24 protein-coding genes are annotated in these 26,301 nt (G+C 72.6%); 12 read left to right on the top strand and 12 right to left on the bottom strand.

Translation table 11 applies throughout. From position 1 onward, the window contains the following. Positions 1–91 precede the first annotated feature (91 nt). On the bottom strand, positions 92–1,039 hold the full coding sequence (locus tag AB0K10_RS32540; protein WP_363689964.1) for a DMT family transporter: 948 nt from the start codon (positions 1,037–1,039) through the stop codon (positions 92–94). Here AB0K10_RS32540 and AB0K10_RS32535 point away from each other — a divergent pair. Then, complete coding sequence (locus tag AB0K10_RS32535) at positions 1,038–2,426, top strand: PLP-dependent aminotransferase family protein (protein WP_363689962.1); 1,389 nt, start codon at positions 1,038–1,040, stop codon at positions 2,424–2,426. The two genes, AB0K10_RS32540 and AB0K10_RS32535, sit on opposite strands and share 2 nt — an antisense overlap. A gap of 33 nt (positions 2,427–2,459) precedes the next feature. Here AB0K10_RS32535 and AB0K10_RS32530 read toward each other — a convergent pair whose 3' ends face one another. Further along, on the bottom strand, positions 2,460–3,422 hold the full coding sequence (locus AB0K10_RS32530; protein WP_363689960.1) for an AraC family transcriptional regulator: 963 nt from the start codon (positions 3,420–3,422) through the stop codon (positions 2,460–2,462). Between the two features lie 487 nt (positions 3,423–3,909). Between AB0K10_RS32530 and AB0K10_RS32525 the strand changes: the two genes are divergently transcribed. The 3 genes from AB0K10_RS32525 to AB0K10_RS32515 all read left to right on the top strand — a co-directional run bounded on the left by AB0K10_RS32525 (position 3,910) and on the right by AB0K10_RS32515 (position 8,311). Continuing rightward, positions 3,910–4,572, top strand: a complete 663-nt coding sequence (locus AB0K10_RS32525; protein ID WP_363689958.1) for a hypothetical protein — start codon at positions 3,910–3,912, stop codon at positions 4,570–4,572. 83 nt (positions 4,573–4,655) lie between these two features. Then, entirely contained in the window at positions 4,656–6,614 is a 1,959-nt protein-coding gene (locus tag AB0K10_RS32520; RefSeq protein ID WP_363689956.1) for a Xaa-Pro dipeptidyl-peptidase, read from the top strand. Between the two features lie 188 nt (positions 6,615–6,802). Beyond that, entirely contained in the window at positions 6,803–8,311 is a 1,509-nt protein-coding gene (locus AB0K10_RS32515) for a phosphoesterase (protein ID WP_363689954.1), read from the top strand. A 114-nt stretch (positions 8,312–8,425) separates the two neighbouring features. Here AB0K10_RS32515 and AB0K10_RS32510 read toward each other — a convergent pair whose 3' ends face one another. Then, positions 8,426–9,019: a MarR family winged helix-turn-helix transcriptional regulator gene (locus tag AB0K10_RS32510; protein WP_363689952.1), complete on the bottom strand. Its 594-nt coding sequence runs from the start codon at positions 9,017–9,019 to the stop codon at positions 8,426–8,428. Positions 9,020–9,129: 110 nt separating this feature from the next. On the opposite strand from AB0K10_RS32510, the gene AB0K10_RS32505 reads away from it, so the two are divergent. From AB0K10_RS32505 to AB0K10_RS32495, 3 genes are read left to right on the top strand one after another with little or no spacing between them, the layout of a single operon-like run. Next, positions 9,130–10,722, top strand: coding sequence for an LLM class flavin-dependent oxidoreductase (locus AB0K10_RS32505; protein WP_363689950.1), 1,593 nt, complete (start codon positions 9,130–9,132; stop codon positions 10,720–10,722). A 42-nt stretch (positions 10,723–10,764) separates the two neighbouring features. Then, the gene (locus AB0K10_RS32500; protein WP_363689948.1) at positions 10,765–11,361 is read left to right on the top strand and encodes a helix-turn-helix domain-containing protein; all 597 of its coding nucleotides are present in this window, start codon (positions 10,765–10,767) and stop codon (positions 11,359–11,361) included. Continuing rightward, a complete protein-coding gene (locus tag AB0K10_RS32495) occupies positions 11,358–12,614 on the top strand; it encodes an MFS transporter (RefSeq protein ID WP_363689946.1) in 1,257 nt (418 codons plus the stop codon). The genes AB0K10_RS32500 and AB0K10_RS32495 overlap by 4 nt, the downstream gene beginning before the upstream one ends. Before the next feature lie 14 nt (positions 12,615–12,628). On the opposite strand, the gene AB0K10_RS32490 is transcribed toward AB0K10_RS32495, so the two are convergent. From AB0K10_RS32490 to AB0K10_RS32480, 3 genes are all read right to left on the bottom strand, one after another. Next, positions 12,629–13,324, bottom strand: coding sequence for an alpha/beta hydrolase (locus AB0K10_RS32490; protein WP_363689944.1), 696 nt, complete (start codon positions 13,322–13,324; stop codon positions 12,629–12,631). A 39-nt stretch (positions 13,325–13,363) separates the two neighbouring features. Next, positions 13,364–13,744 (bottom strand): VOC family protein, encoded by a 381-nt coding sequence (locus AB0K10_RS32485; protein ID WP_363689942.1) that lies wholly within the window; start codon positions 13,742–13,744, stop codon positions 13,364–13,366. A gap of 116 nt (positions 13,745–13,860) precedes the next feature. Continuing rightward, positions 13,861–14,271, bottom strand: coding sequence for an MmcQ/YjbR family DNA-binding protein (locus AB0K10_RS32480; protein WP_363689940.1), 411 nt, complete (start codon positions 14,269–14,271; stop codon positions 13,861–13,863). A 142-nt stretch (positions 14,272–14,413) separates the two neighbouring features. Here AB0K10_RS32480 and AB0K10_RS32475 point away from each other — a divergent pair, with 142 nt between their 5' ends. Next, a complete protein-coding gene (locus AB0K10_RS32475; protein ID WP_363689938.1) occupies positions 14,414–16,216 on the top strand; it encodes an acyl-CoA dehydrogenase in 1,803 nt (600 codons plus the stop codon). Between the two features lie 13 nt (positions 16,217–16,229). Here the strand turns inward: AB0K10_RS32475 and AB0K10_RS32470 are convergent, their stop codons facing one another. After that, positions 16,230–16,406 (bottom strand): hypothetical protein, encoded by a 177-nt coding sequence (locus AB0K10_RS32470; protein WP_007459256.1) that lies wholly within the window; start codon positions 16,404–16,406, stop codon positions 16,230–16,232. 163 nt (positions 16,407–16,569) lie between these two features. Beyond that, the gene (locus AB0K10_RS32465; RefSeq protein ID WP_363689936.1) at positions 16,570–17,283 is read right to left on the bottom strand and encodes a spermidine synthase; all 714 of its coding nucleotides are present in this window, start codon (positions 17,281–17,283) and stop codon (positions 16,570–16,572) included. Between the two features lie 128 nt (positions 17,284–17,411). Between AB0K10_RS32465 and eccB the strand changes: the two genes are divergently transcribed. Beyond that, the gene (gene eccB / locus AB0K10_RS32460) at positions 17,412–18,785 is read left to right on the top strand and encodes a type VII secretion protein EccB (protein ID WP_363689934.1); all 1,374 of its coding nucleotides are present in this window, start codon (positions 17,412–17,414) and stop codon (positions 18,783–18,785) included. 147 nt (positions 18,786–18,932) lie between these two features. On the opposite strand, the gene AB0K10_RS32455 is transcribed toward eccB, so the two are convergent. The 4 genes from AB0K10_RS32455 to AB0K10_RS32440 form a co-directional block, all read right to left on the bottom strand. After that, positions 18,933–19,538: a class I SAM-dependent methyltransferase gene (locus AB0K10_RS32455; protein ID WP_363689932.1), complete on the bottom strand. Its 606-nt coding sequence runs from the start codon at positions 19,536–19,538 to the stop codon at positions 18,933–18,935. Between the two features lie 176 nt (positions 19,539–19,714). Beyond that, positions 19,715–20,581 (bottom strand): carbohydrate ABC transporter permease, encoded by an 867-nt coding sequence (locus AB0K10_RS32450; protein ID WP_363689930.1) that lies wholly within the window; start codon positions 20,579–20,581, stop codon positions 19,715–19,717. After that, on the bottom strand, positions 20,581–21,537 hold the full coding sequence (locus tag AB0K10_RS32445; RefSeq protein WP_363689928.1) for a sugar ABC transporter permease: 957 nt from the start codon (positions 21,535–21,537) through the stop codon (positions 20,581–20,583). The genes AB0K10_RS32450 and AB0K10_RS32445 overlap by 1 nt, the downstream gene beginning before the upstream one ends. Next, entirely contained in the window at positions 21,534–22,928 is a 1,395-nt protein-coding gene (locus tag AB0K10_RS32440; RefSeq protein WP_363689926.1) for an extracellular solute-binding protein, read from the bottom strand. Before AB0K10_RS32440 ends, AB0K10_RS32445 begins: the two co-directional genes overlap by 4 nt. Before the next feature lie 116 nt (positions 22,929–23,044). Between AB0K10_RS32440 and AB0K10_RS32435 the strand changes: the two genes are divergently transcribed. From AB0K10_RS32435 to AB0K10_RS32425, 3 genes are read left to right on the top strand one after another with little or no spacing between them, the layout of a single operon-like run. Next, positions 23,045–24,082, top strand: coding sequence for a zinc-binding alcohol dehydrogenase (locus AB0K10_RS32435; protein ID WP_363689924.1), 1,038 nt, complete (start codon positions 23,045–23,047; stop codon positions 24,080–24,082). After that, positions 24,083–24,904, top strand: a complete 822-nt coding sequence (locus AB0K10_RS32430; protein ID WP_363689922.1) for a sugar phosphate isomerase/epimerase family protein — start codon at positions 24,083–24,085, stop codon at positions 24,902–24,904. It begins immediately after the preceding gene. After that, a complete protein-coding gene (locus tag AB0K10_RS32425) occupies positions 24,901–26,253 on the top strand; it encodes a hypothetical protein (protein ID WP_363689920.1) in 1,353 nt (450 codons plus the stop codon). Before AB0K10_RS32430 ends, AB0K10_RS32425 begins: the two co-directional genes overlap by 4 nt. The last annotated feature ends 48 nt before the right edge of the window (positions 26,254–26,301 follow it).

Here is a 26,301-nt window from a genome sequence, read left to right as displayed (position 1 = left end):
TTTCTTCCCTCGACAAGAGGAATCATCGATCAAGGGCTGTCCTCATGATCAGCCGGGGTCGATGCCACCCAGCCGCAGGTTAAAACTCAAGCTAGGCCGAGTCGGGTTTCGCGCGTCGCACCCCCGGCGCCCGACGCCGGCTGCGCTGGGTCAGCACGACGCACCCCAGCACCGCCGCGGCCGCCAGCATCGAGGCGGCGGTCACCCGCTCGCCGAGCAGCAGTGCCGACCACCCCAGGGTGAGCACCGGCTGCGCGAGTTGGACCTGGCCGACCCGCGCGATGCCGCCCCGGGCCAGGCCCGCGTACCAGGCGAAGAAGCCCAGGAACATCGAGACCACTGTGAGGTAGCCGAACGCCGACCAGCCCGCGGCATCGGTGTGCGGCGGGTCGGCCACGGCGGCGGCGACAGTGACGGACGCGGTGGCGGGTAACGCGAGCAGCAACGCCCAGCAGATCGTCCGGGCGCCGCCCAACTCGCGGGCGAGCGCGCCGCCCTCGGCATAGCCCAGGCCGCAGAGTACGACCGCCACGAGCAGAAACGCATCGGGCGGGGTGATCACCCCGCGTACCGCGCCACTCGCGCCGAGGAACGTGAGCACCGCCAGCAGCCCGCCGACGCTCGCCACCCAGAACAGCGGCGGTGGACGTTCGCCGGCGCGCAGCACCGCGAACACGGCCGTCATCGCGGGCAGCGCGGCGATGACCACTGTGCTGTGCGCGGAGGTCTGCGTGCGCAGCGCCAGGGAGGTGAACAACGGGAAGCCGACGACGACGCCGAGGGCGACGATCCCCAGCCGCCGCCACTGTTGCGGAGTGGGCCGGGGTGCGCCGCTGAGGCGCAGGTACGCCCAGGCGAGCAGGCCCGCGCCGACGGCCCGGCCGAACGCGACGAACCATGCGTCGAGGTGATGCACGGCGATGCGGGTGGCGGGCAGGGAGAGGCTGAAGCCGAGTACGCCAAGCGCGCCGAGGGCGAGGCCGCCGACCCGGTCGGTTGTTATCGTCCGGGTCGCAGTAGCGCTACTATCCTCACTCATGGAAAACGGTAACGCAGCCGAGCGCGTTATCCAAGATCTACGCCGACTGGCGACCGCCTCCGGTCCGGGCGCCCGACTGCCCTCGGTCCGTGAGCTGACCGCCCGGCACCAGGCGTCGCCGGTCACCGTCGCCGAGGCGATCCGGCGGTTGGTTGCCCAGGGGTTGATCGAGGCGCGACCCGGCAGAGGCACCTTCGTGGCCGCGCCGTCCGACGGGCGGCGCGTGTCCGACCTGTCCTGGCAGACCGTCGCGCTCGGCCCGCGCCCCTCCGGTGAGGACGAGATGCAGGCACTGCTGGCGCTACCACGCGCCGGCGCGCTGTCGCTGTCCGGTGGCTACCTGGACGCGGAGTTGCAGCCTGCTGCCGCGCTGGGCGCCGCCCTTACCCGGGCCGCCCGCCAGCCGGCGTCCTGGCAGCGCGGACCGGTCGAGGGTCGCGAGGACCTGCGCGCCTGGTTCGCCCGCGAGACCGGGCACGGACTGCGGGCCGACGACATGGTGATCTGTTCCGGCGGGCAGGCCGCGCTGTCGTCGGCGTTGCGGGCGCTCGCCGCCCCCGGCGACACACTGCTCGTCGAGTCACCGACCTACCTGGGCGCGCTGGCGGTGGCCCGCGCGGCCGGACTCCGGGTGGTGCCAGTGCCGGCGGACGCCGACGGGGTACGCCCCGATCAGCTCGCCGCCGCGTTCGCCCGCACCGGCGCGCGACTCTTCTACTGCCAACCGCTGCACGCCAACCCGCACGGCGCGACGCTGGCGGCGCACCGCCGCGCGCAGGTCGCCGACGCGGTACGCGACGCCGGGGCGTTCCTGATCGAGGACGACTACGCCCGAGATCTGACCATCGACGGCCCGGCCCCACCGCCGCTGGCCGCCGATGACCCCGACGGGCATGTCATCTACCTGCGCTCGTTGACCAAATCGATCGCGCCTGGACTGCGCGTCGCCGCCATCGGCGCACGCGGGCCGGCCGGCGCTCGGCTGCGCGCGGCGCGGCTGCTCGACGACTTCTTCGTCGCCGGCCCGCTGCAACAGGCGGCCCTGGAGTTCCTCACCTCCCCGGGGTGGCCGCGACACCGGCGGGCCCTGGCCACGGCACTTCGGACACGGCGCGAGGCGCTGGTGAGCGCGCTGCGGCGGCACCTTCCCAGCCTCTGCCCGCAGACGATTCCGCGTGGGGGTCTGCACCTCTGGGCCCGCCTGCCGGACGGGACCGACGACGTGGCGTTGGGCGTAGCGGCTGCCGCCCAGGGGGTCGTCATCTTCCCGGGTCGTCCCTGGTACGCCGCCGAGCCACCGGCCCCTCATCTGCGTCTCACCTACGCGGCCGCCGCGCCCGACCTCATGGACGAGGCCGTGCGCCGCCTGGCCCGCGCGATGCGGTGAGCCAGGTGGCGTCCCGGGCGGTGACGGCCCGCCTCAGGCATTGAGGGTCTCGCGCGGCGGCACCCCGTAGCTGGCGTGGTACCGGGCGGTGAACCTGCTGTGGCTGGCGAACCCCCACCGGCTGGCGATCGCCGAAACGGTCTCCTGTCGAGGGTCGGCGCGCACCAGATCGTGGTGGGCCCGGTCGAGTCGGATCCGACGCAGGTACGCCATCGGGGTGGTGCCGAGATGGCGACGGAAGGCGAGTTGCACCGCGCGCAGGGAGACGGCGGCGGCGCTGGCGACGTCGGTGGCGCTGATGTCCCGGTCGGCGTTCTCCTCCATGAAGGCGACGGCGCGGCGCAGGGTGGCGGTGCTGGCGTCGCGGCGGTCCTCGGCGGTCTCGTCGGTGAACGCCGTGTTGGGAAAGATCGCGAGCGCCGCCGCGGCGAGCATCCGTGCGGCATTGCCGATCACCAACGGCTGGGCGCTGGCGCTCGGGATGCTCGCCACGATGTCGCTGACGTAACTGGTGGTCAGGTGCCACTGCCGGGCGAGCGGCGCGTCGACTCCGCCGAGGTCGGTGAATCGGATCTGGCCCGGCCGGCGGGCCGGCGCGGCGGTCGCCACCTGCGTCAGCACTCCGAGGTCCAGGACGCAGAGTTCCACCTCGCCGGGTTCCCACCGCAGGTGGAACGGCTGCCCGGGGCGGGTGACCAGAAAGGTCTCGCCGGGGCCGAAGCGATGGGGTGACCCCTCGCAGGCGCGGCTGATGAGGGCGGTGCGGGTGCGGCAGACGACCAGTCCGTCGAGGTCGCCCACCTGGATGTCGAGATGGGCGGTCTGCCGTGTCGTGGCGAGGGCGAACGGCCCGGTGTCGACGCGCTGGTGGACGAGGTGGTACCCGATCTCGCCGGCGCGGATCCGCAGGTGCGGGGTGTACGTGCTGGCCAGGAAGCGGTGGATGGCCGCCGGGTCGCGGCTCTCGAATCCACGGGTCTGCACTGGTGACGTCATCCGCTGTCTCCGTCCGGGAGGAAACCGCCGGGTGGGGACCAGGGCCGGCGGTGTGGTCGGGACGTATCCGGGCGCGTGCGCCGCTGATCGCGGCACGTTGCTGACCGGCGGTACGGCGGTGGTGGCGGCCTCCTTGGGGTCGCCCGGGATCGGGGCGGCCGGAGGAGGATCCCAGTGGATCTCGGGTGTCGGCGGAGGGACGGGTGGTGACCGGTCGAGCGTTGTCACGGTGGGCGGAACTCTAAGCATTCCCAACAACTCAGATATCCATTGATGGGAATTCCACCATACGGCAGTCGGCGGCGCGCTGCCGACGATCCGACAAATTGCAAGTCGGCTTCGCTTTTCGGCTATCGGGCGCGGCGATCCTGCGCCCGCTGTCCTAGTCGTCCCGGCGGCCGCGACGAAATCTTGTTCATGATCCCCCGGACGCCGCCGGCGTCCGGACCGCTGCCGGAGGATCCGGCCAGCAGGCGGAGGTGAGGCGTTGGACAGTACCGATCCGGAGCGCGTCGTTCGGCTGGCGGTGGCCGAAGCGCTGGCGCGGGTGGCGGACGAGGACAGCCTGGGACTGGGCGAGGGTGATGCGCTGGTGAACCTCGGCGCCGCGCTGCGGACGGTGCTGCGCCGCGCGCTCGACGACCGGGTGCCGTTGTCCACGCCCGAGTTCGTCGACCTGTGCCGGGACCTGCGGCTCAACCGTGACTCGTTCGACGTGTTGGGGCACTACCTGCTCACGGCGTTGCTGGCCCACCACGTGGGACCGGACGCCCTGGTTCGCGTCGGAGCGCTCCTCGGCACCGTCCGGCGCTATCTGCCCGCCCCCCGACCACCCGCGCACCGCAACGGCGGCCCCGAGCCTCGGCGACGCGACGTGCGCGCGGACAACAGTGTCGTGGGCCGGTACCGGCGCACGAAGCTGCCCGAGCACCTGCCCAGTCCACCGAGCTGGACCTGCACCGGATGTGGCCGCGAATGGCCCTGCGCGACCAAGCAGAGCCAACTGCTCGCCGAATTCGGCGGGGCGCGTGCCGCTCTCGCCGTCTATCTCGGCTCCTGCCTCGTCGCCGCCGCCCAGGATCTGCCGACGCTGCCCCTGCCCCGAGCACGACTCCGTTTTCTCGGCTGGCTGCCGCGCGCCCGGATCTGACGACGACGCGCCGCCGAGGACACTAGGCAGGAGAACATCGATGCGATGGAATGTCCTCACGCGTCGTAACCGGGAGGACACCCATGTCGACCGCCCGACCCCGCGCACGGATCGCCACCGTCCTGGCCAGCCTGCTGGTCGCGGTGCTCGCCGCCGTCGAACCCGCCGCCGCGACGGCGGCCGCACCGACGGCGCGACACCGCCCGACCCCGCCGCACGTCGTCGGAACCGGGACCGTTCCCGCCTACTCCTACGCCGACGCCATCCGGGAGAGCGTCTGGGTCGAGACCCGTGTCGACAGCGATGGTGACGGTGCGCGTGACCGGGTGGCGGTGGACGTCGTCCGGCCCCGGGAGGCGGCCGCGGCCGGGTTCCGCGTGCCGGTCATCATGGAAGCCTCGCCCTACTACCTCTGCTGCGGCCGGGGCAACGAGGGCGAGCTCAAGACGTACGACGCGGCGGGTGTCATCGCCAAGGTGCCCCTCTTCTACGACAACTACTTCGTCCCGCGCGGATACGCCTTCGTCGCCGTCGACCTCGCCGGCACGGCCCGCTCGACCGGCTGCGAGGACGTCGGCGGGCCGGTTGAGGTGGGCAGCGCCAGGGCTGTGGTGGACTGGCTCAACGGCCGGGCCCGCGCCTTCACGGCCGACGGTCGACAGGTGGACGCCGGCTGGAGCACCGGCCGGGTCGGCATGATCGGCAAGTCGTGGGACGGCTCGGTCGCCAACGGGGTCGCCGCCACCGGGGTGCCGGGCCTGGCCACCATCGTGCCCATCTCGGCGATCTCCAGCTGGTACGACTACATGCGGTACCGGGGGCTGTTGACCGCCCCCGACTATCCCGGCTACCTGCACGAGGCCGTCAACGGCCGCCCGGAGGACGTCTGCGCGCAGGTACTGGCCCGGCTGCGCGGGGACAGCGCGGAGGAGACCGGGAACTACAACGGGTTCTGGGCGCAGCGGGACTACCGGCCCTCGGCCGACCGCGTCCAGGCCAGCGTCTTCGCGGCGCACGGCCTCAACGACCTCAACGTCACGACCAACCAGTTCGCCGACTGGTGGCAGGAGCTGGCCGAGCGTGGCGTGCCCCGCAAGCTGTGGCTCTCCCAGTCGGGTCACCAGGATCCGTTCGACGTGCGACGCGCCGAGTGGGTGGCCGCCCTGCATCGCTGGTTCGACTACTGGTTGCAGGGGCTGCCCAACGGGGTGCTGGACGAGCCGCGGGTCGACCTGCAGACCGCGCCGCACACGTGGACGACGCAGCGGGACTGGCCGGCCCCCGGCGCCCGCGACGTCCGCGTGCCCCTCGGCGTCGGCGACGGCGTGACAGGCACGCTGGGCGGGCGCGGCGCGCGACCGGGCGAGGAGCAGGCGTACGTCGACGAGTCGTTGACCGAGGAGGAGGTGACCGCCGAGCCGAACACCGCGACCGCCGGCCGGCTGGTCTTCCTCTCCGGCACCCTGCGCACTCCACTGCGGATCTCGGGCAGCCCGTCCGTGCGGCTACGGGTGCGGGTGGACCGGCCGACCGCCGCGCTGAGCGTCCGGCTCGTCGACTACGGCACCGCCGAGCGAATCAGCTTCGGGGGAGTGCGGACGCTGGACACCGAGTCCTGCTGGGGTGCATCCACAGACGTCGACGACGCCTGCTACCACGACACCGAGGAGATCACCGAGGTCTCCGACCACGCGGTGCTGACCCGGGGCTGGCTGGACGCCGCGCACCACCGCACGCTGCGGTTCACCACGCCGCTGCGGCCGGACCGGTGGTACGTGGTGACCGTGCCGCTGAGCGCGTACGACGCGGTGGTGCCGGCCGGGCACGTCCTCGGCCTGGTGCTCGGCCAGAGCGACCCGGAGTTCACCGATACCGACGACCAGGACGCGACAGTCCGGGTCGACCTCGGTCGCAGCCACCTGATCCTTCCGGTCACGGGCCGGGCCGGACTGCCCGCCGTCGACCTCGCGCCGTCGGTGCCCACCGCACCGCGCCAGCCGTCGGCGGCGCGGTCGGCCCGCGATCCGCGACAGTTGCCCTGACCCGGGCCGTTGCCCTGACCCACGCTGCGCTGTCGTGGCGTGACCCGCGACCGCCGCACACCACGCCCTTCAACGGGCTCGGCCAGGGTGTTCATCGGGAGCCCGCCCGTCGTACTGCGGGCGTTCACCGAGCTCTTCAAGGCTTCTTGATCGAAAGAGCATTCGCTTGATCGAGGAGAGGCTCTCACGTGAGAGACAAGCAAGCCGAAGAGGTCGAGCGCGCGCAGCTGTCGCGGCGCAAGCTGGTCAAGTACGCCGGCGTCGGCGCGACGCTGGCCGCCGCCAGCCCGCTCGTGGGCGCGGGCGCGGCGTGGGCCGACGACGAGCGCCGACCCGGCGACGACACGAGCGACCGGGGCAACACCAAGAACCGGGCCTGGCGCGCTGGTGACCACCACGTGCACTCCGAGTACAGCGGCGAGTTCGACACCACGAAGAGCCCTATCGTCTTCCACAAGGGCGCCGACGCGGTCTACCCGATCGTCACCAACGCGATCATGGCCAAGAACTTCGGTCTGACCTGGGCCATGTGCACCGACCACGGTGGCCCGACGCACTCGAAGGTGAACATCGAGCAGGCGTACCCCGACCTGTTGCGCTCGCGCAAGCTGGTCCCCGAGGTGCTCCAGTTCTGGGGCATGGAGTTCGACGCGCCCGCGCTGGACCACCACACGCTGATGATCCCGCGCCACGAGGACGAGGCGAAGCAGCTCTTCGAGCTGGAGAGCCGGTTCGCCAAGTACGACGCCTTCCCCACCGACCCGGCCCGCGACACCGAGGCCAGGATGGTGGAGTTCCTCAAGGTCGCCCGGGGCATGCCGCACAAGCCGCTGGTCATCGCCCACCACGCGTCCCGCTCGGCCACCGGCCTCGGCGTCTACGGCCAGGACACGCCGCGGGAGTTCCGCAACGGCAACAACGCCGCGCCGGATGTCTACATCGGCTTCGAGGGCGCGCCCGGCCACCAGGCCGGTCCGCTCAACGGCGGTAAGCGCGGCGGGTACGGCAACCACCCCACCTACGGCGGCTTCGACCAGATGACCGCGCGGGTCGGTGGGCTCTGGGACTCGCTGCTCGGTGAGGGCCGGCGCTGGTGGATCACCGCGACGTCGGACTCGCACGTGCACTGGTCGCGCGGCGGCTCGGACTTCTGGCCGGGCGAGTACAGCAAGACCTACGTGCACGCCCGTCAGGACTACGGCGACATCATGGACGGCCTGCGCAACGGCCGGATCTGGGTGACCACCGGTGACCTGATCCGCAGTCTCGACGTGACCGCCAGGTCCCAGGGGCGGACGGCCGAGGTCGGCGAGACCATCACGGTCAGCCGCCGCAGCCGCACCGACGTCGAGATCGAGATCAGGTTCCGTCCGCTGGACGGTGTGAACGGCAACGGGGACCGTCCCGAGGTCCGCCGGGTCGACCTGATCGTCGGTCAGATCACCGGGCCGAGCGCCAACCTGGACGCCGACACCAACCCCACCACCAAGGTGGTGGCCCGGTTCGGTCCGCGGGACTGGCGTCGTCAGGGTGCGGACTACGTCATCCGCCACACCCTGCGCAACGTCGAGGCCGACACCTACGCGCGGGTGCGCGGCACCAGCACCGACGAGGCCGAGCCGCTCGCCGACGGGCTGGAGAGCCCGTGGGACGACCTGTGGTTCTACTCGAACCCGGTGTTCGTGCACGTGCGCTGACCCGTCGCCGCAGCGACACGGCGGGCCCGCCGGCACCCCTCGACGCGCCATGGTCGGGGAGGGGCCGGCGGGCCCGCGCCGTTGCGGCCGGCGCGTGAGCGATGCCCGGCGCGGTCAGTCGTCGCTGCGGCGGCGCGATCGGGTGGCGCGTGGCCGAGCGGGGTCGGCCGCTGTGTGCGGTGGACTCGGCGCCGGCGCAGCGGGCTCGGGCCGCACCTCGGCCACCGCCTGGCAGAGATCGCGCAGGGGGTCGATCGCCTGTGTCGAGCAGGCGACCCGTTGCAGTAGGGCCCGCAGGGTCGCCGACTCGGCAGGCGTGAGCGCCCCCAGCAGGTGCGCCTCGACCTGTCGCAGCGCCCCGCGCCGCTGCTCCCGGGCCGCCCGCCCGGCGTCGGTGACGTCCACCAGCCGGCTGCGCCGGTCGGTCGGGTCCGCCCGCCGGGCGACGAACCCGGGGCGTTCGAGGTCGTCGATCAGGTACGTGAGCACCGTCCGGTCGATGCCCAGCTCCTCGGCGATCGCGCCCTGGTTGCGGGCCGGCCCGGTGGCCGCGGCGGTGAGCACCTGGTAGCCACGCGGGCCGCCGGGAAAGTCGGTAAGGGCGTGCTCGGCTGCCCGGACGTAGCCCCGGAAGACGATTCCCAGCATCCAGCCCAGAACGTCGTCGAGGGGATCGGGCCGGTCCGGCCGGTCGGTGACAGCCGTCATGCCCCCGACAATAGCGCAGGCGCACCAACCTTGTTGGCAACAGATGTTCTGTCCGACATAAGGTTGAGGTCACGACGCATCGTCCGACGCGTCACGACGGGAGGCTCGCCATGAGCGACTACGGCCACGACCTGGTCTTCGGATCGTTCACCACGCCGGGCAACGACGATCCGGACCGCACGGTCGGGCTCGCGGTCCTGGCCGAGCAGGTCGGGCTGGACCTGGTCACCTTCCAGGACCATCCGTACCAGCCGCGGTTTCTGGACACCTGGACGCTGCTGAGCTTCGTCGCCGCGCGCACGGACCGGGTGCGCCTGTCGGCGAACGTCACCAACCTGCCGCTGCGCCCGCCCGCCGTGCTCGCCCGCAGCGTCGCCAGCCTCGACCTGCTCAGCGGCGGTCGGGTCGCGCTGGGCCTCGGCGCGGGAGCGTTCTGGGACGCCATCGAGGCGATGGGCGGTCGGCGGCTGACGCCCGGGCAGGGCGTGCGGGCGCTGGAGGAGGCCGTCGACGTCATCCGGCAGATGTGGGACGCGCAGGCGCGCGGTGGCGTGCGGGTCGACGGCGAGTTCCACCGGGTGGTCGGTGCCAAGCGCGGTCCCGCACCCGCCCACGCGGTGCCGATCTGGCTCGGGGCGTACAAGCCGCGCATGCTCGCGCTCACCGGTCGCCGGGCGGATGGCTGGCTGCCGTCACTGGACTACCTCCAGCCCGGCGACCTGGCCGGCGGCAACAAGATCATCGACGATGCCGCGCGGGAGGCCGGCCGCTCGCCAGGCGACGTCCGCCGGCTGCTCAACATCTCCGGCACCTTCTCGTCGACCGGTGGCGGCCTGTTGCACGGGCCCGCCGGGCAGTGGGTGCGGGAGCTTGTCGACTTGGCGCTTGTCGACGGCGTCAGCACGTTCATCCTCGCCAGCGACAACCCCGACGACCTGCGCCGGTTCGCCGGCGAGGTGGCTCCCGCCGTACGCGAACTGGTCGCGGCCGAACGTGACAGTGGCACCCCGTCGGCGCGTACTCCCGCCGAGCCCGTGGTGGCCGCGCAGCCGGCGGCGCTCGTCGCGCCCGCCCCACGGCCGACCCGCGCGAGGGTGACCGGCGGGGCCTTCGCTGTGGTGCCGACGCCTGACGACGGCCGGCGGCTCAGCGACCGGCGGGTCTGGGACGAGTCCGCTCGCCCGAGCGGGCCCACACCCGACCCGACGCGCACCTACACGGCGCACGAGCAGGCAGCCGGCCAGCATCTCGTGCAGGTGCACGACGGCCTGCGCGGCGAGTTGGCCGAGATCCACGACCTCATCGAGCAGGTCGCGGCGGGCGAGATCGACGCCGGCGCGGCGCGATCGCACATCAACACGATGACCATGCGGCAGAACCGGTGGACGCTTGGCGCCTACTGCGAGTCCTACTGCCGCATCGTCACCACCCACCACACCATCGAGGACCAGGCACTCTTCCCACGATTGCGGCAGGCCGACCCGCGGCTGCGGCCGGTCGTCGACCGGCTGGAGCAGGAGCACCACGTCATCCACGAGGTGCTGGAGGGCGTCGACAAGGCGCTTGTCGCGTACGTCGGGACGCCGGACGGCCTGGCCGAGCTGCGCGATGCGATGGACCTGTTGACCGATGCCCTGCTGTCGCACCTCAGCTACGAGGAGCGCGAGCTGGTCGAGCCGCTGGCCCGCCTGGGGGTGAGCTAGCGAAGGCTTGCCTCGGTGAATCTGAGAGACTACTTTCGAAACATGTCTCTCACTAATCCGTACGGGGATTTCGAGATCACCGAGCCGCAGGCGCTGCGGGCGCTGGCGCATCCCGTCCGGTTGGCCATTCTCGACCGGCTCCAGCGGCACGGCCCGGCCACGGCCACCGGACTGTCGCCGCACGTCGGCGCCACGCCGTCGGTGGTCAGCTGGCACCTGCGCCACCTCGCGACGTTCGGTCTGGTCACCGACGCCGACGGTGCCACCAGCAAGCGGGAGCGCTGGTGGCAGGCGGCCGCCCGGGGGTTCCGGTTCACGCTGCCCGACGACGCCGAGGGGCAGGCCGCGGGACGGCAGCTACGCGGCGAGATGTTCGCCCGGATCGCGGAGACGCCACAGCAGTGGCTGCTGCACGACGAACCCCGTCTGGACGCCGAGTGGCGCGTGCTCGCCGGGGTGGCCGACACCCGCTTCGTCGCGACGCCCGACGAGATGCGGCACCTCGAAGAGGCGATCGAGGAGCTGATCGGCCCGTACGTGCGGCGCAAGGACGACGACACGAAGCCGGCCGGCGCGCAGATCGTCCGGATGCTGCGCTACCTGCTGCCCGAGCCGGCCGACGACTCGTCCGCGTCATGACCGCCGTCGACGCCCCGCCCGCACCGGCGCTGCACCACGACAGCCGGTTCCGCACCTTCTGGATCGGCCAGACGATCTCGGCGTTCGGTGACCGGATCAGCGAGCTGGCCCTGCCACTGATCGCCGTCTCCCTGCTCGCCGCAACGCCCGTCCAGGTAAGCGTCCTCACCGCGCTGATCTGGCTGCCCAACCTGCTGGGCCTGTTCCTCGGCGCCTGGGTGGACCAGCGCACCCACAAGCGTCGACTCCTGATCCTCGCCGACCTCGCCCGCGCGGCCGTGCTGCTCAGCCTGCCCGTGGCCTACCTGGTCGGCGCGGTCACCCTCACCCAGCTCTACCTGGTGGCGCTGCTCACCGGCGCCGGGGCCGTCCTGTTCGCCCTGGGGCAGCAGGCGTTCTTCGTCGCCCTGGTGCCGCGATCGGCGTACGTGGACGCGAACAGCAAACTCAGCGTGAGCCGGTCCCTCTCGTTCATCGCCGGTCCGGCCGTCGGCGGTGGCCTCGTCCAAGCGCTCAGCGCGCCGGTGGCGATCCTCGTCGACGCGGTGTCCTTCCTCGCCTCCGCGCTGCTGCTGCGTCGCATCCCGGTCACCGAGTCGCCTCCGCCGCCCCGCAAGACGTCCACCCTCGGGCTGGTCCGCGAGGGCCTGGTGCTGGTGCTGCGCCACCCGGTGCTGCGCGCCGCGCTCGGCTGCACCACCACCGTCAACTTCTTCACCTTCATCGCCGCCGCGCTGCTGGTGCTCTACGCCAACCGTGAACTCCACCTCTCGCCCGGCGCCATCGGCGTCGCGTTCGGCGTCGGCGCGCTCGGCGGACTGGCCGGCGCGGCCCTGGCGCCCCGCCTGTCGCGGGCCATCGGACTGGGCCGGACCGCGATGATCGGCGTGGTGGCCTTTCCCGCGCCGCTGGCGCTGACGGCGCTGATCGCCGGCCCGACGTGGGCGAAAATGGCCATGCTGGCGGCCATCGAGCTGGTGTCCAGCCTCGGTGTGATGCTGATGGACGTCAACCTCAACGCCCTGCTCATGGCCGTGACGCCCGACGACGCGCGCGGTCGTCGGGCCGGCGCGTACAGCGCCGTCAACTACGGCATCCGGCCACTCGGCGCGCTTGTCGGCGGCGCGCTGGGCACCACCCTCGGGCTGCGCTCGGCCCTGGTGGTCGCCGGGGTGGGCGGCATGCTCGCCGTGCTGTGGCTGCTCGCGTCCCCGGTGCGCCACATCAGGACGCTCGACGCGGCCGCGCCCTGAGCCCTCCGGACCGGTCAGCCGATCTCGTCGGCCAGCAACCGGGCCAGCTCGGCGGGCTGGGAGAACATCGGCCAGTGGCCGGTTGCCATCGGGACCAGTCGCCACTGCTCGCCTGTCAGCAACGCGGCCACCGTGTCGTTGGGCTCCGGCCCGTCGAGCAGGCACTTGACGTACGTCGTCGGCAGCTCGCCCAGCGGGCGTGCCAGCACGGCCGGCTCGGTAAGCGTGGCCCCCGGGTGCGGGGTGGCGCCCTTGAGCAGTCGGGCAACCTGTTCGTCGGTGAGCCCCTGACCGTCGAACTCGGACGCGTCGAGCGGCGGCCAGTCGCCGCCGTTGTCGGCGAGCACCGACTCGAACGCCGCCTGACCCTGCCACCAGCCGGACGCGAACGACTCACCGTCGACAGGCACCTCCGCGTCGACGTAGACCACCCGGGTCAACCGGTCGCCGATCCGCGCGGCTGCCTGACCCACCGGGATGCCCGAGTAGCTGTGCCCGACCAGCACCACGTCACGCAGGTCGCGCCGCTCGATCTCGCCGACGACGTCCTGCACGTGGGTCTGCTGCCCGGCGGGCACGCCCTGCCTCTCGGCGAGACCGGACAGGGTCAGGGGAAGGACCTGGTGCCCGGCGGCCCGCAGCGCCGGCGCCACCTCGTCCCACGCCCACGACCCCAGCCACGCACCCGCCACCAGCACCACATCAGCCATGGCGCGAACCCTAGCGCCGACCCCTGACAGGCCGATGGGTCACGGCCAGGTGCGGGCCTGGGCGTCGAACACCTCGGGCGGGCTCTCCACCGGCAGCACGCAGAGCAGGTGCCCGCCGGGCGCCCGCAGAATGCGGCACTCCAACCACTGCGACACCTCGGTGGCGCCCAGACCGATGAGCCGTGCGGTCTCGGCCGCCACGTCGTCGGTCTCGATGTCGAGGTGGTAGCGCGGCGCGTCGTCGACGGCCTGGACGGCGGTGACCAGGCCGGGCAACGCCTCGTGCAGACCGACGAACTGCGGCTCGGCCGGATGGGACCGGGTGCCGACGCCGAGCGCCGCAGACCAGAACTCCGCCGCCCGCGCGGCCTCCGCCTCCGGCGTGTCGATCAGCAACGCGTACACACGGCTTCGATGCATGCGAGGCAGGATATCGAGGACTCCCGTCCGTCGCCCGTCGTGGCGAGGCGGGCAGGGTGGCGATGCGCGGTATCCCCATGCCGAGCGCCGCGAAGCGCCGGCCTCGCCGGGTGCGCTCAGGCAGGCCGGTCAACCAGGGCGACCAGCCGTTTGGGTGCCTGCACGCTGTAGCTCTCGGTGAGCAGCTCGCCGACCTCGGCCCAGTCGGTGGCCTCGTCCAGAATCATGCCCAGCACGTTCGGGCTCCAGTCCGGCTTGTAGAAGGGGTGCCCGCCGCTCAGGAGACCGGCGATCTCGTCGAGCGGCGACCGGAAGACCATCAGGCAGGACGGCCGGTCGAGCGCGGCGGCACGCGCGAGCACCGCTTGACGGTGGGGGTCGACGGTGAGTACGTGGGCGAAGGTGCGTCGGCGGATCCGCCAGCGGGTGCCTACCCAGGCCGGCTCCTCGTACGTCTCCGGCAGCCCGCGGCAGATCGGGCGCAGCCGGTCGAGAACCTCGGGGTCGACGTCTCCGGGTGCGGTCACGGGCCAGAACGCTAGGCGACGGGTACGACAATGACGCCCGACGACGGGCGGCGGTGGTGTGCTCCCGATCCATCGGTCAGGATGGTCGGGGCGACGCCGGCCGCCACCCCGAACCGACACCCCAGCCCCGCCGAGGAGTTCCGTGCCGTCCACCCTGCTCTCCCGCCGTGACCTCGACTTCCTGCTGCACGACTGGTTGCGGGTGTCGCAGCTCGTCGAGCGTCCCCGCTACGCCGAGCACTCCCGGGAGACCTTCGACGACGCCCTGGACCTCGCCGAGCGGGTGGCCACCGAGCAGTTCGCTCCGCACAACCGCGCCGCCGACCTCGCCGAACCGACGTTCGACGGGCAGCGGGTGCGGCTGATCCCGCAGGTACGCGCGGCGTTGGAGAGCTTCGCCGAGACGGGACTGCTCACCGCCGGGCTGGACGAGTCGGTAGGCGGTCTGCAACTGCCGCAGGCCGTCGCCGCCGCCTGCTTCGCCTGGTTCCAGGCGGCCAACGTGGCCACGTCGGCGTACCCGATGCTGACCCTCGGCAACGCGAAGCTGTTGCTGGCGCACGGCAGCGCCGAGCAGGTCGACACGTACGTGCGACCCATGCTGGAGGGTCGGTTCTTCGGCACCATGTGCCTGTCCGAGCCGCACGCCGGCAGCTCACTGGCCGACATCACCACCAGGGCGGAGCCGCAGCCGGACGGCACGTACCGCCTGTTCGGCACCAAGATGTGGATCTCCGGTGGTGACCACGAGCTGGCCGAGAACATCGTCCACCTGGTGTTGGCGCGGATTCCCGGCGGGCCGCCCGGGGTGAAGGGGATCTCCCTGTTCGTCGTGCCCAAGGTGCTCGTCGGACCGGACGGATCGCTCGGCGACCGCAACGACGTGGTGCTCGTCGGGCTCAACCACAAGATGGGCTTCCGGGGGACCACCAACACGCTGCTCAGCTTCGGCGACGGCGGGCACACCCCCGACGGTCGCCCCGGCGCGGTGGGCCACCTGGTCGGTGCGCCGCACCAGGGGCTCGCCCAGATGTTCCACATGATGAACGGAGCCCGGATCGGCGTGGGCGCCGGCGCCATGGCGCTGGGCTACACCGGCTACCTCAAGAGCCTGGCGTACGCCCGTGAGCGGCCGCAGGGCCGACCGGTCGACGCGAAGGACCCGGCGGCACCGCAGGTGCCGATCATCGACCATCCGGACGTACGGCGGATGCTGCTCGCGCAGAAGAGCTACGTGGAGGGCGCCCTGGCCCTGGTGCTCTACTGCGCCCGGCTGCTCGACGAGGAGCAGACCGCCCCGGAGCCTACCGACCGGGAGCGGGCGCACCTGCTGTTGGACGTGCTCACCCCGATCACCAAGAGCTGGCCGTCGCAGTGGTGCCTGGCAGCCAACGACCTGGCGATCCAGGTCCTCGGCGGCGCCGGCTACACCCGCGACCACGACGTGGAGCAGCACTACCGCGACAATCGGCTCAACCCGATCCACGAGGGCACCCACGGCATCCAGGCACTGGACCTGCTGGGCCGCAAGATGACCATGCGCGACGGCGCGGGTCTGCTCCTGCTGTCCGAGACGATGAGCGACACCGTCGCCCGGGGCCGTAAGGCCGGGGGCGAGGCCGCCGAGCTGGCCGACCGGCTGGCCGACGCGGTGGATCGGATCGCCTCGGTCACCCGCCGACTCTGGGCCGGCGGCGACCCGGCGCTCGCCCTGGCCAACGCCAGCGTCTATTTGGAGGCGGTCGGGCACGTGGTGATCGCGTGGATGTGGTTGGAGCAGGTGCTGGCGTTGCCGTCGCAGGAGGGTGGCGACGCCTTCCACGCCGGTAAGCGGCAGGCCGCCCGCTACTTCTTCACGGTCGAGCTGCCCCGCACGGGCCCGCAGTTCGACCTGCTGGACAGCCTCGACCGGACCACGCTCGACATGCGCGCGGACTGGTTCTGAGGGAGGCCGGGCGTCACCGCCGGCGGGTCTGGTGGTGCATGGCCTGCCGGCCCTTGACCACGCCGAGGATGATCACGATCACCAGCGCGATCAGACCGATGATGATCAGCCAGCGGACCGCCTCGAGAATCAGCCCGAGCAGAATCAGCACGCCGGCGACCACGCCGACGACCCAGAGCATGGCGCGCATCTCGACCTCCCAGGACGGGCCGCGTTCGGATACGCGGGCCCGAGCCTCCCCTTCCCGATCCCGCCATCCCCAAACGAGCCCTCCGGCCCCACCCTCCGCGATCGTGTGCCTGCTGTCCCCGCGAACCGGGACCCAGCGCCAAGACGAAGAGGGAGGAGCGGGATCAGCGGCGGGCCACGTAGACGGTGTTGGCGGACTCTCCGCCGGTGAGGGGGTTGGCGAACGGCACGACCTGCGCCCGCGCGGTCGCGAACACCTCGGTGAGCGCCGCGACGAACTCGTCGTCCGGCGGGTCGTCCGACCAGAGCGCGAAGACGCCCTCCGGGCGCAGCAACGCGGCGAGCCGGCGCAGCCCGTCCGGCGTGTAGAAGGGGGCGTGGCTGGGGTGCAGGACGTTGCGCGGCGAGTGGTCGACGTCGAGCAGGACGGCGTCGAACCGCCGGCCGGGGGACTCGGCGTCGAAACCGTCGTCGGCCGCCACGGCGGCGAAGAAGTCGGCCCGCGCGAACCGGGTCCGCGGATCCTCGGCGAGCCCGGCCGCGAACGGCAGCAGCCCTCGCCGATGCCAGTCGATGACGTCCTCGACGGCCTCCACGACGAGCAGTGACCCGACCCGGGGGTCGGCCAGCGCGGTGCACGCGGTATAGCCCAGTCCGAGGCCGCCGACCACCACGTCGAGGACGTCACCTGTCAGTTCGGCCAGGCCCAGCCGGGCCAGCTCGATCTCGGCGACGGGGAAGAGGCTGGACATCAGGTACTCGTCGTCGAGCTTGACCTCGTACACCTCGACCTGGAGTGCCGGATCGCGGCGTCGCCGCAGGCTGATCGCGCCGATCGGGGTTTCCCGCCAGGCCAGCTCCTCGAAACGCGCGCCCACGGGTGCCCTCTCGCCGCCGGATTCGTCCCCGGATGGTACCGGTCGGGGGCGGGGCCGCCACGCAGGGTCCACGGGACATCGACGCAGCGCATATCCTGTGGCCCGGTCGAACCAGCGGAAGGGACCTCATGCCGTCGCGGCAGGATCAGCTGCACTCCTACCAGTTCAGCGTCCAGCGGGCGGTCGCCGCCCTGGTGATGCGGGAGACCGACCCGGCCCAGTCGCCGTTTCGGCGGTTGGCTGGCGCGGGCCTGGCCAGCGTCCTCGTCGCGGCGATCGGGCTCGGGGGCTTCGCGCTCTACGGCCTGTTCGCCGGTGGCGGCACGGGGTGGCGCGATCCGGGCGCGGTGATCGTGGAGAAGGAGTCCGGCGCCCGGTTCGTCTACCGCGAGCAGAAGCTGCACCCGGTGCTCAACTACACGTCGGCGTTGCTGATCGTCGGTGCGGACCGGTCGAAGACCGTGTTGGTCTCCCGGCGGTCGATCGACGGGGTGCCGCGTGGCCTGCCGCTGGGCATCGCCGACGCACCGGACTCGCTGCCCGCCCCGGGCCGGCTGGCGGCGGCCGCCTGGACGGTCTGCTCGACTGCCGGCGGTGAGGACCCCCGCTCCGCGCTGCTCATCGGCACCGAACCCGACGGCGGTCGGTCGTTGGGCGACGACGCCCTGCTGCTGCGCCACCCGGACGGCGGCCTGCACCTCGTGTGGCACCAGCACCGGTACCTGATCCGTGATCCCAACCGCGTGCTGGCCGCGCTGGCCACCACTCGTTCCCGGTCGGTGCCGGTCGCGCCCGCCCTGCTCAACGCGCTCCCCGCCGGCGTCGACCTGGCCCCGCCGGCGCTGCCCGGCGAGGGTCAAGCCTCCACCCGGGTGCCCGGGGCCACGATCGGTCAGGTCTACCTGGTCCGTAACTCCGGCGGCGGTCGGCAGTACGCGGTGGCGCTCGACGGCGGGCTGGCCGGGATCACCGAGTTGCAGGCCGGGCTGCTGCTGGCCCGCACCGGGCAGGGGGAGTCGGAACCGATGACGCTGGGTCGGTTCGCCGCGCTGCCGACGATGCCCGACCTCGCCCCGAGCGGCCCCACCGCGCCGCCGCCCGTCCCGCCCCGGCTCGCGACCTCCGACGACGCGGCGATCTGCGCCCGGGTCGGCGACGACGGCGGCGCGGGCGAGGTGCTCAGCGGCGTACGGCTGCCGGATCTGGCGGCCGTTCCCCGGACCGCGCCGAGCGGCGGCGCGGCGCTGGCCGACCATGTGGTGGTGCAGCCGGGTGGCGGCGCGGTGGTCGAGGCCGCCGCGGCGCCCGGCGCGTCCGGAGGCGCGGTGTCCGTGGTCACCGACCTGGGCCGGCGGTACGTGCTGGCCGACCGGGAGGTGCTGGCGATGCTCGGCTACCGCGACGTGCGACCGGTGCGGCTGCCTGCCGGCCTGGTCAGCCTCGTGCCGGCCGGCGCCACCCTGGACCCGACCGCCGCCCGGGCCGTCGCCGCCCCGTCCTGACGCCTGCCGGTCTGGCGGTCGGCCGTGCGCCCGGCCGCCTGTCAATCGGGTGTCGTCTGCTCGCGGCGCGCCGCGCGGGCGGCGCTGGGCCGGGCCTCCGGCCCGAGGCGCGGGCGGCGGTCGGCCGGGCTCTCCGCCGGTCGGGGGTCAGGTGGCCGGGCGGCGCAGGAGGCTGACCGCGAACGGGGCGTCGTCGCGCCACGGCCGCAGGTCCCAGGTGGCGAAGCGGTGCTCCAGGCGCAGCCCGGCGGCGACCGCGTCGTCGTCGAACGCGGTCAGCGGGTAACCGCGTTCGGTGCCGAAGCCCACGGCCAGCACCCCGTCGGGGCGCAGGTGCACGGCGAGTCGGCGCAGCACCTCCGGCTCGGTGCCGGCGGCGACGAAGGCGAGTACGTTGCCGGCGAGGACTGCCGCGTCGAACGGCTCCGCCTCGCCGAGCGTCGGTAGGTCCAGTTCGGCCAGGTCGGCGACCAGCCAGCGCGGGCCGGGGTAATCGGCGCGGGCGGCCTCCACCAGCGCGGGATCGGCGTCGACCCCGACCACTGTGTGACCCCGCTGGGCCAGCGCCGCGCCCACCCGACCGGTGCCGCTGCCGGCGTCGAGGATCCGCGAACCGGGCGCGACGAGCGTGTCGACCAGCCGGGCCTCGCCGGCCAGGTCCGCTCCCTCGGCGGCGAGCTTGCGAAACCGGTCGATGTACCACTGCGAGTGCTCCGGACCGGTGTCGGTCGCCCAGCGGGTCGGGTTGGCCATACGGCCACCGTAACCGGACCGGTCGGGGCGCGACGGGCCGGTCCGGCAGGCGCACCGATCGGTGGCAGCTCGCCGGGGCGGTGCTCGGCGTGTCGACTCGCTCCGCTGCCAACGATCAGGAAACGGTGGGCGGGCGCTGAGCGGCGTCACGCCGCCCAGCGCCCGTACGCCCTCGCTCAGCCCTTCTCCGCGCCGCTGGTCAGGCCCTCGGTGAGGAGTCGCTCGCTGGCGAAGAAGAGGATCACGATGGGCAGGGTGAGGACGACCGACCCGGCCATCAGCACCGTCTTGGGCACCTCCACACCGTCGGAGAGCAGCGACAACCCCAGCGACACCGTCCACCGGTCCGGCTTGTCGACCAGGAACAGCAGGGCGAAGAGGAACTCGTTCCAGGCGATCATGAAGTCGTAGAGCGCGACCGCCATGATCGATGGCATGGCGAGAGGCAGGCTGACGCGCCGGATGATGCCGAGTCGACCGGCCCCGTCGATGGCCGCCGACTCCTCGAGGCTGACCGGGATGGTCTCGAAGTAGTTCTTCAGCATGTAGACCGACACCGGCAGCGTCTGCGAGATGTAGACCAGCACCAGGCCGAACAGCGAGCCCCGCAGCCCGGCGAGGCTGAAGACCACGAACAGCGGGATCGCGATGACGATCGACGGGAACAGGTAGACGGCCAGGAACAGGAAGTCGACCTGCCGCCGGCCGAAGAACCGCAGCCGGGCCACGGCGTACGCGCCGGGGATCGCGACGAGCAGCGTGAGCACTGTCGCGGCGACCGCGACGAGGCCGCTGTTGCGGATGAACGTGAGGAAACCCTGGCCGCCGTCGTCGGTGGCCTTGAGCACCTCGGCGTACGTGGCCACGGTCAGCTCGCCGAAGCCGACGACAAGCGAGCCCGGGTCGAGCAGCAGCCGCTCGATGGGGCGCACCGAGAGCACGAGCATGTAGTAGAAGGGGAAGACGGTGACCACCAGGAACGCGGCGATCACCAGGCGGCGCAGCCAGCGCAGGCTCACCGTCTCGACCATGTCCCGGTCCATCAGCTCACCCTCCGTCCGAAGAAGCGCAGATAGATCAGCACGAAGACGATGAGCACCACGGCCAGCACGACCGCCTGGGCGGCCGCCGCGCCGATGTCGGTACGGGCGGTGAGGAACTCGTACACCCGGACGCTCACCACCTCGGTACCGGCGGCCCCGCCGGTGAGCAGGTAGACGTCGTCGAACTTGTTGAACGTCATGATGAAGCGCAGCACCCCCAGCAGGGCGATCACCGGAAGTAGCTGCGGCAGCAGGATGTGCCGGAACCGCTGGGTGGGCGTGGCGCCGTCGACGCGGGCTGCCTCCTCCAGCTCGCCGGGCACCGCCTGGAGCCGGGCCAGCAGGAACAGGAACGCGAACGGGAAGTAACGCCACGCCTCGAACACGATGACGGTGGCCAGCGCCGTCGACTCCTGGGTGAGGAACGGCACCGGCGCGTCCCAGCCCAGCAGGCGCTGCCCCCAGTGGTTGACGATGCCGAGCTGCGGGTCGAGCATCACCTGCCAGACGAAGGTGACCGCGACCACCGGCGCCACGTACGGCAGCAGCATGGACGCCCGCACCAGCGTGCGACCGCGGAACGGCCGGCGCACCACGAGGGCGGCGACCAGACCGAGCGCGATCGACCCGACGGTGCCGCCGACGCTGTAGAGCAGCGTGACCCACAGCGTGTCGGCGAAGCCCGGGGTGTGCAGCACCCGGTCGATGTTGCTCATGGTGAACTCGCCGAACAGCCCGGTCTTGCGCAGGGTTGCCAGCCGGACCCGCTGGAAGGCGAGCACCACGGTCCACACGATCGGGATGCCGATGACCGCGATGGTGACGAGCAGGGTCGGCGCGACAAGCGCCAGCCCGGCACGGGACTCGCGACGGCGCAGGGTCAGTGGTCGGCGGCGGGGCGGCTCCGGCCGCTCCTCGGTGGGGGAGCGGCCGGTGTCGGGGGCGGTGGTGGTCAATTGACGCCCGCCTTGATCGCCTCGACGTCCTTCTTGGCCCGGCCGGCTGCGGCCGCCGCGTCGGACTTGCCGGACACGAGGTCGCCCAGCACCTTGGGCACCGGCAGCTCGCCGAGCATGGCGCCGACCAGCTTGCCCTGCCCCTGACTGAGCCCCCACCGCTGGAACGTGTCCGGGCTGCTGCGCAGGGTGGCCAGGACCTCCTCGCCGTACACGTCGGAGAGGGGTTTCTTGGCGTCCACACCGGCCTGGCTGGTGTTCCATGCGGTGAGGAACGCCTCCGGCTCGGCCGGGGTGCCCTTGCGCACCGGGAAGCGGCCCTCCGGGGACATGCCGAACCAGCGCGGGTAGCCGTCGCCGAGCATGTACTCCACGAAGGACTTCGCCGGGTCGGCCACCGCGCCGTCCAGCACGGCCCACGAGCTGATCTCGCCGTACTGCGCGGGTTCGGTGCCGTTGGGGCCCTTGATCGCGGTGACGAACCCGCTGTTCTTGGCCAGGAACGTCGGGTCGGCCTGGCACTGCGGGCAGGTCGGCTTGGCGTCGTTACGCAGCCCGGCCAGCTCGTCGAGGATGAACGGCGACCAGACCACCATCGCCGCCTTGCCCGCGAAGTAGGTGGCCCGCGTGGTGTCCACGTCCTGTGCACCCTTCACCGAGCTGGTGCGGATCAGGTCGCCGTAGAAGCGGAACGCCTCGACGCACTGCGGCGAGTCGAGGGTGACCCCGCCGGAGTCGTCGGTGAGTTGGCAGCCGTTGGCAAGTGCCAGGTGCTCGAAGGTCTGCTGGGTGAACACGTCGCTGGGGGAGGTCGCCGCGGTGATGCCGGCGACGCCGCCGGTGTTCAGCTTCGCCGCCGCGGTGGTGATCCGCTCGTACGTGTCGGGGGCGGGCAGGCCGGCGGCGGCGAACAGGTCCTTGCGGTAGACGAGCAGCTGCCCCCACCCGTCGCTGGGCACGGAGAGCTGTTTGCCGTCGTCGGAGGTCAGCTCCAATGCTCGGGGCGAGAACGTCTGCCGGCCCAGCTTGTCGACGACCTCCGCGTTCGCCGAGGCGTGCAGCAGCTCGTTGCCGGCGAGCGTACGGATGCCGGCCAGGGAGACCGAGCCGACCACGTCGGGCAGGTCGCCGGCGGCGGCGTTGGCGGCGATCAGGGAGGGGAACTGGTCCTCGTTGACTGTCACGAGGTCGACCTGGATTCCGGTCTTCGCGGTGAAGTCCGCGATGATCGCCTTGGTCGCGGTGACGCGGTCGGCGACGTCCTCCAGGCTCCAAACGGTGATCTTTTTGCTGTTGCTGTCTGATTGGTCGTCCCCGCAGGCCAGCAGGGTGGACGCTGCCAGTGTCATGATCAGGGTGGTGGCGAGTATCCGCCTCGGAGGTGCTGACATCGGTGGCACTCCTCTCGAAGGGTACATGACGGATTCAACACGTTCGATTGATCAATAACAAGACATATTGCGATTTTGTGTCTATCCTGGAGCCCAGTGCTACCGGGATGTGACACATGGGCAACTGGGTTGTCTCTCTCGCCGGGCCTCGACGGATCAGCCTCGAGCCCTGCCCGCCGGATCCGCTCGGCCCCGGCCAGGTCCGGGTCCGCACCTGCTACTCGGGCATCTCCGCCGGCACCGAGCTGACCCTCTACCGGGGCAGCAACCCTCGACTCCGTAAGGACTGGGACGACGCCGCCCGGATGTTCGTCCCCCGCCAGACCCCGGTGCCCTACCCGCTGATCGGCTTCGGCTACGAGGAGGTCGGCGAGGTCGTCGAGGTGGCGCCCGAGGTCGTCGACAGGCATCCGGGGCAGCTCGTGTGGGGCATCTGGGGGCACCGGGCCGAGGCGGTCCTCGCCGCCGGGGCGGTCTGGCCGCTCCCCGCCGACCTGGACCCGCTCGCCGCGGTCTTCGCCCGGCCCGGCGCCATAGCGCTGACCGCCGTGCTCGCCGGTGACCTGCACCTGGGTGACTGGGTCGGCGTCTTCGGGCAGGGCGTCATCGGGCTGCTCGCCACCCGGCTCGCCGCGCTCTCCGGCGCCCGGGTGGTGGCCGTCGACCGGGTTCCCGCCCGGCTGGCCCACGCCACCCACTACGGCGCGCGGTCCACGGTGGACGTCGCGACCCAGTCCGCGGCCACCGTGCTGCGTGACCTCACCGGCGGCCGGGGCGCGGACGTCTGCCTGGAGTTGTCCGGGGCGTACCCGGCGCTGCACGAGGCGATCCGCTCCACCGCACACGCCGGCCGGGTCGTGGCCGCGGGCTTCTACCAGGGCCAGGCCGACGCGCTCGGCCTCGGCGAGGAGTTCCACCACAACCGCATCCAGTTGGTGGCCGCCCAGGTCTCCGGACCCACCCCCGCGCCGGGTATGGCCGGCCGGTGGACCGGAGACCGGGTCGCGCAGACCTTCATGGAGCTGGTGGCCGAGCACAGCGTCGACCCGTTGCCGCTGGTCAGCCACATCGTCGACGCCAGCGCGGTCGCCGACGCCCTCGCGCTGCTCGACCGCGGCGCCGGTGACGTCCTCCAAGTGGTGTTGAGGTTCTAGATGACCACCATCGCGCTGGCCTGCCAGGAACAACTCCTGCCGGGCACCAACCTGATCCAGAAGTACGCCCTCGCCACCGCGCTCGGCTACCAGGGCATCGAGCTGCGCGGCCGCGGGAACCTCGCGTTCGCCGACCGCCTGCCCGAGCTGCGCCGCGCCCGCGCCGCCGGGGTGGTGATGCCCACCGTCTGCGTCGAGATGGACCACTTCATCGGCGACTTCGACCCCGGCCGGTCCGCCGACGCCGTCCGCAACCTGCGCTCACAGCTCTCGGTCATCGCCGAGCTGGGTGGCGTCGGAGCGATGACCCCGGCCGCGTGGGGCATGTTCTCCCGGCGGCTGCCGCCGTTCGAGCCGCCACGCCCGCCGGCCGGCGACCGCCAGGTGCTCCTCGACGCCCTCGGCGCGCTGGGCGAGCACGCCCGCGCCGAGGGGGTCACCCTCTTCCTCGAACCCCTCAACAGGTACGAGGACCACATGGTCAACCGGCTCGACGAGGCGGTCGCCCTCTGCGCCGCGCTCGGGCTGCCCTCGGTGCGGGTCGTCGCCGACACCTTCCACATGAACATCGAGGAGGACGACGTGCACAGGGCGCTGCGCGCCGCCGCTCCGTACCTCGGGCACGTGCAGGTGAGCGACTCCAACAGGTACCAGCCGGGCACCGGTCACCTGGACTGGCCGGCGCTCGTACGGACCCTGCTCGAGCTGGACTACCGCGGCTGGCTGGCCCTCGAGTGCCGGCTGCGCGGCGACCCGGTCCGTGCCCTGCAACAGGCCGCGGCGGTGCTGCGGCACGCGCTGCCCCGGCGGGCCGCCGCATGACCGCCGGCGCCGTCCCCACCCGCACCGGCGGGTCCACCGAGCTGGCCGGGCTGCGTCGGCTCGCCGTCGCCACCCTCGACGCCAACTGGGAACACGACCACACCGTCCCGTCGCGCACCCTCTATCCGCACCAGTGGAGCTGGGACTCCGCGTTCATCGCCCTCGGGTGGGCCCACGTGCGTCCCGAGCGGGCCTGGCAGGAGTTGGCGAGCCTGTTCCGGGCGCAGTGGGCCGACGGGCGGGTGCCGCACATCGTGTTCAACCCGGCGCTGCGCGTCGGCGCGTACTTCCCCGGCCCGCAGCTGTGGCGCTCCGCCGACGTCGAGGGCACGCCGGCGGTGGACACCTCCGGCCTGGTCCAGCCGCCGGTGCACGCGCTCGCCGCGCTGCTGGCGTACCGGCGGGCACCCGATCCGGCCGGGCTGGCCGCGCTGCGTCGGCTCTACCCGGCGCTTGTCGCCCAGCAGCGGTACCTGGCCGAGCGGCGGGACGTCGCCGGCAACGGCCTGGTGTGCGTCGTCCACCCCTGGGAGTCCGGTCTGGACAACAGCCCCGCCTGGGACGAGCCGATGGCTGCTGTCGACGCCGAGGCGGCGGTCATGCGCGCGTACCGTCGGCACGACACCGCGCACGCCGACGCCGCGCACCGCCCCACGGACCTGGACTACGCGCGCTACCTGGCGATCGTCGCGGCCTACCGCGACCACGGCTACGCCGACCGCGACCTGGCCGACGGCCATCCGTTCCTGGTGGAGTGCCCGCTGTTCAACGCGGCGTTCGGGGCGGCCGAGCACGCGCTGGCCGAGATCGCCGCGCTGACCGGCGCCGACCCCGCCGCGCACCGGGCCCGCGCGGACCGCGTCACCGAGGCGTTGGTACGCCGGCTGTACGACCCCCGCACGGGCACGTTCCAGCCCCGCGACCTGCGCACCGATCGGCTCGTCGGCGCGCGTACCGTGCTCGGGCTCGCACCCCTGATCCTGCCCGGCCTGCCCGCCCGGCAGGCCGACGCGCTTGTCGCCGAGGCCCGGTCGCCGCGCTTCGGAGTGGCCCGGTGGATGGACCGGCCGCTGCCCACCTACGACCGCACCGCGCCCGACTTCGAACCGCTGCGCTACTGGCGCGGGCCGAGCTGGCTGAACATCGGCTGGCTGGTGCGGCACGGCCTGCTGACCCACGGCCACCCTGAACTGGCGTCCGGCCTGCGCCGCTCGATGATCGACCTGGTCGCCGGCGCGGGATGCCACGAGTACTTCCACCCCGACACCGGCGTCGGGCTGGGCTCACCGGCGTTCGGCTGGACCGCCGCGCTGCTGCTCGACCTGCTCGTCGACGAGCCGGCGCCCTGAGCGGTCCGTCGGCTGGTAGCGTGCCCGGTCCTGGCGGCGGGGAGGGGT

The organism is Micromonospora sp. NPDC049274, from assembly GCF_040678875.1.
Taxonomy (GTDB): Bacteria; Actinomycetota; Actinomycetes; order Mycobacteriales; family Micromonosporaceae; genus Micromonospora.
Note: the sequence above shows the minus strand (reverse complement) of the source record. Positions and strands in the feature narration are given on the sequence as shown.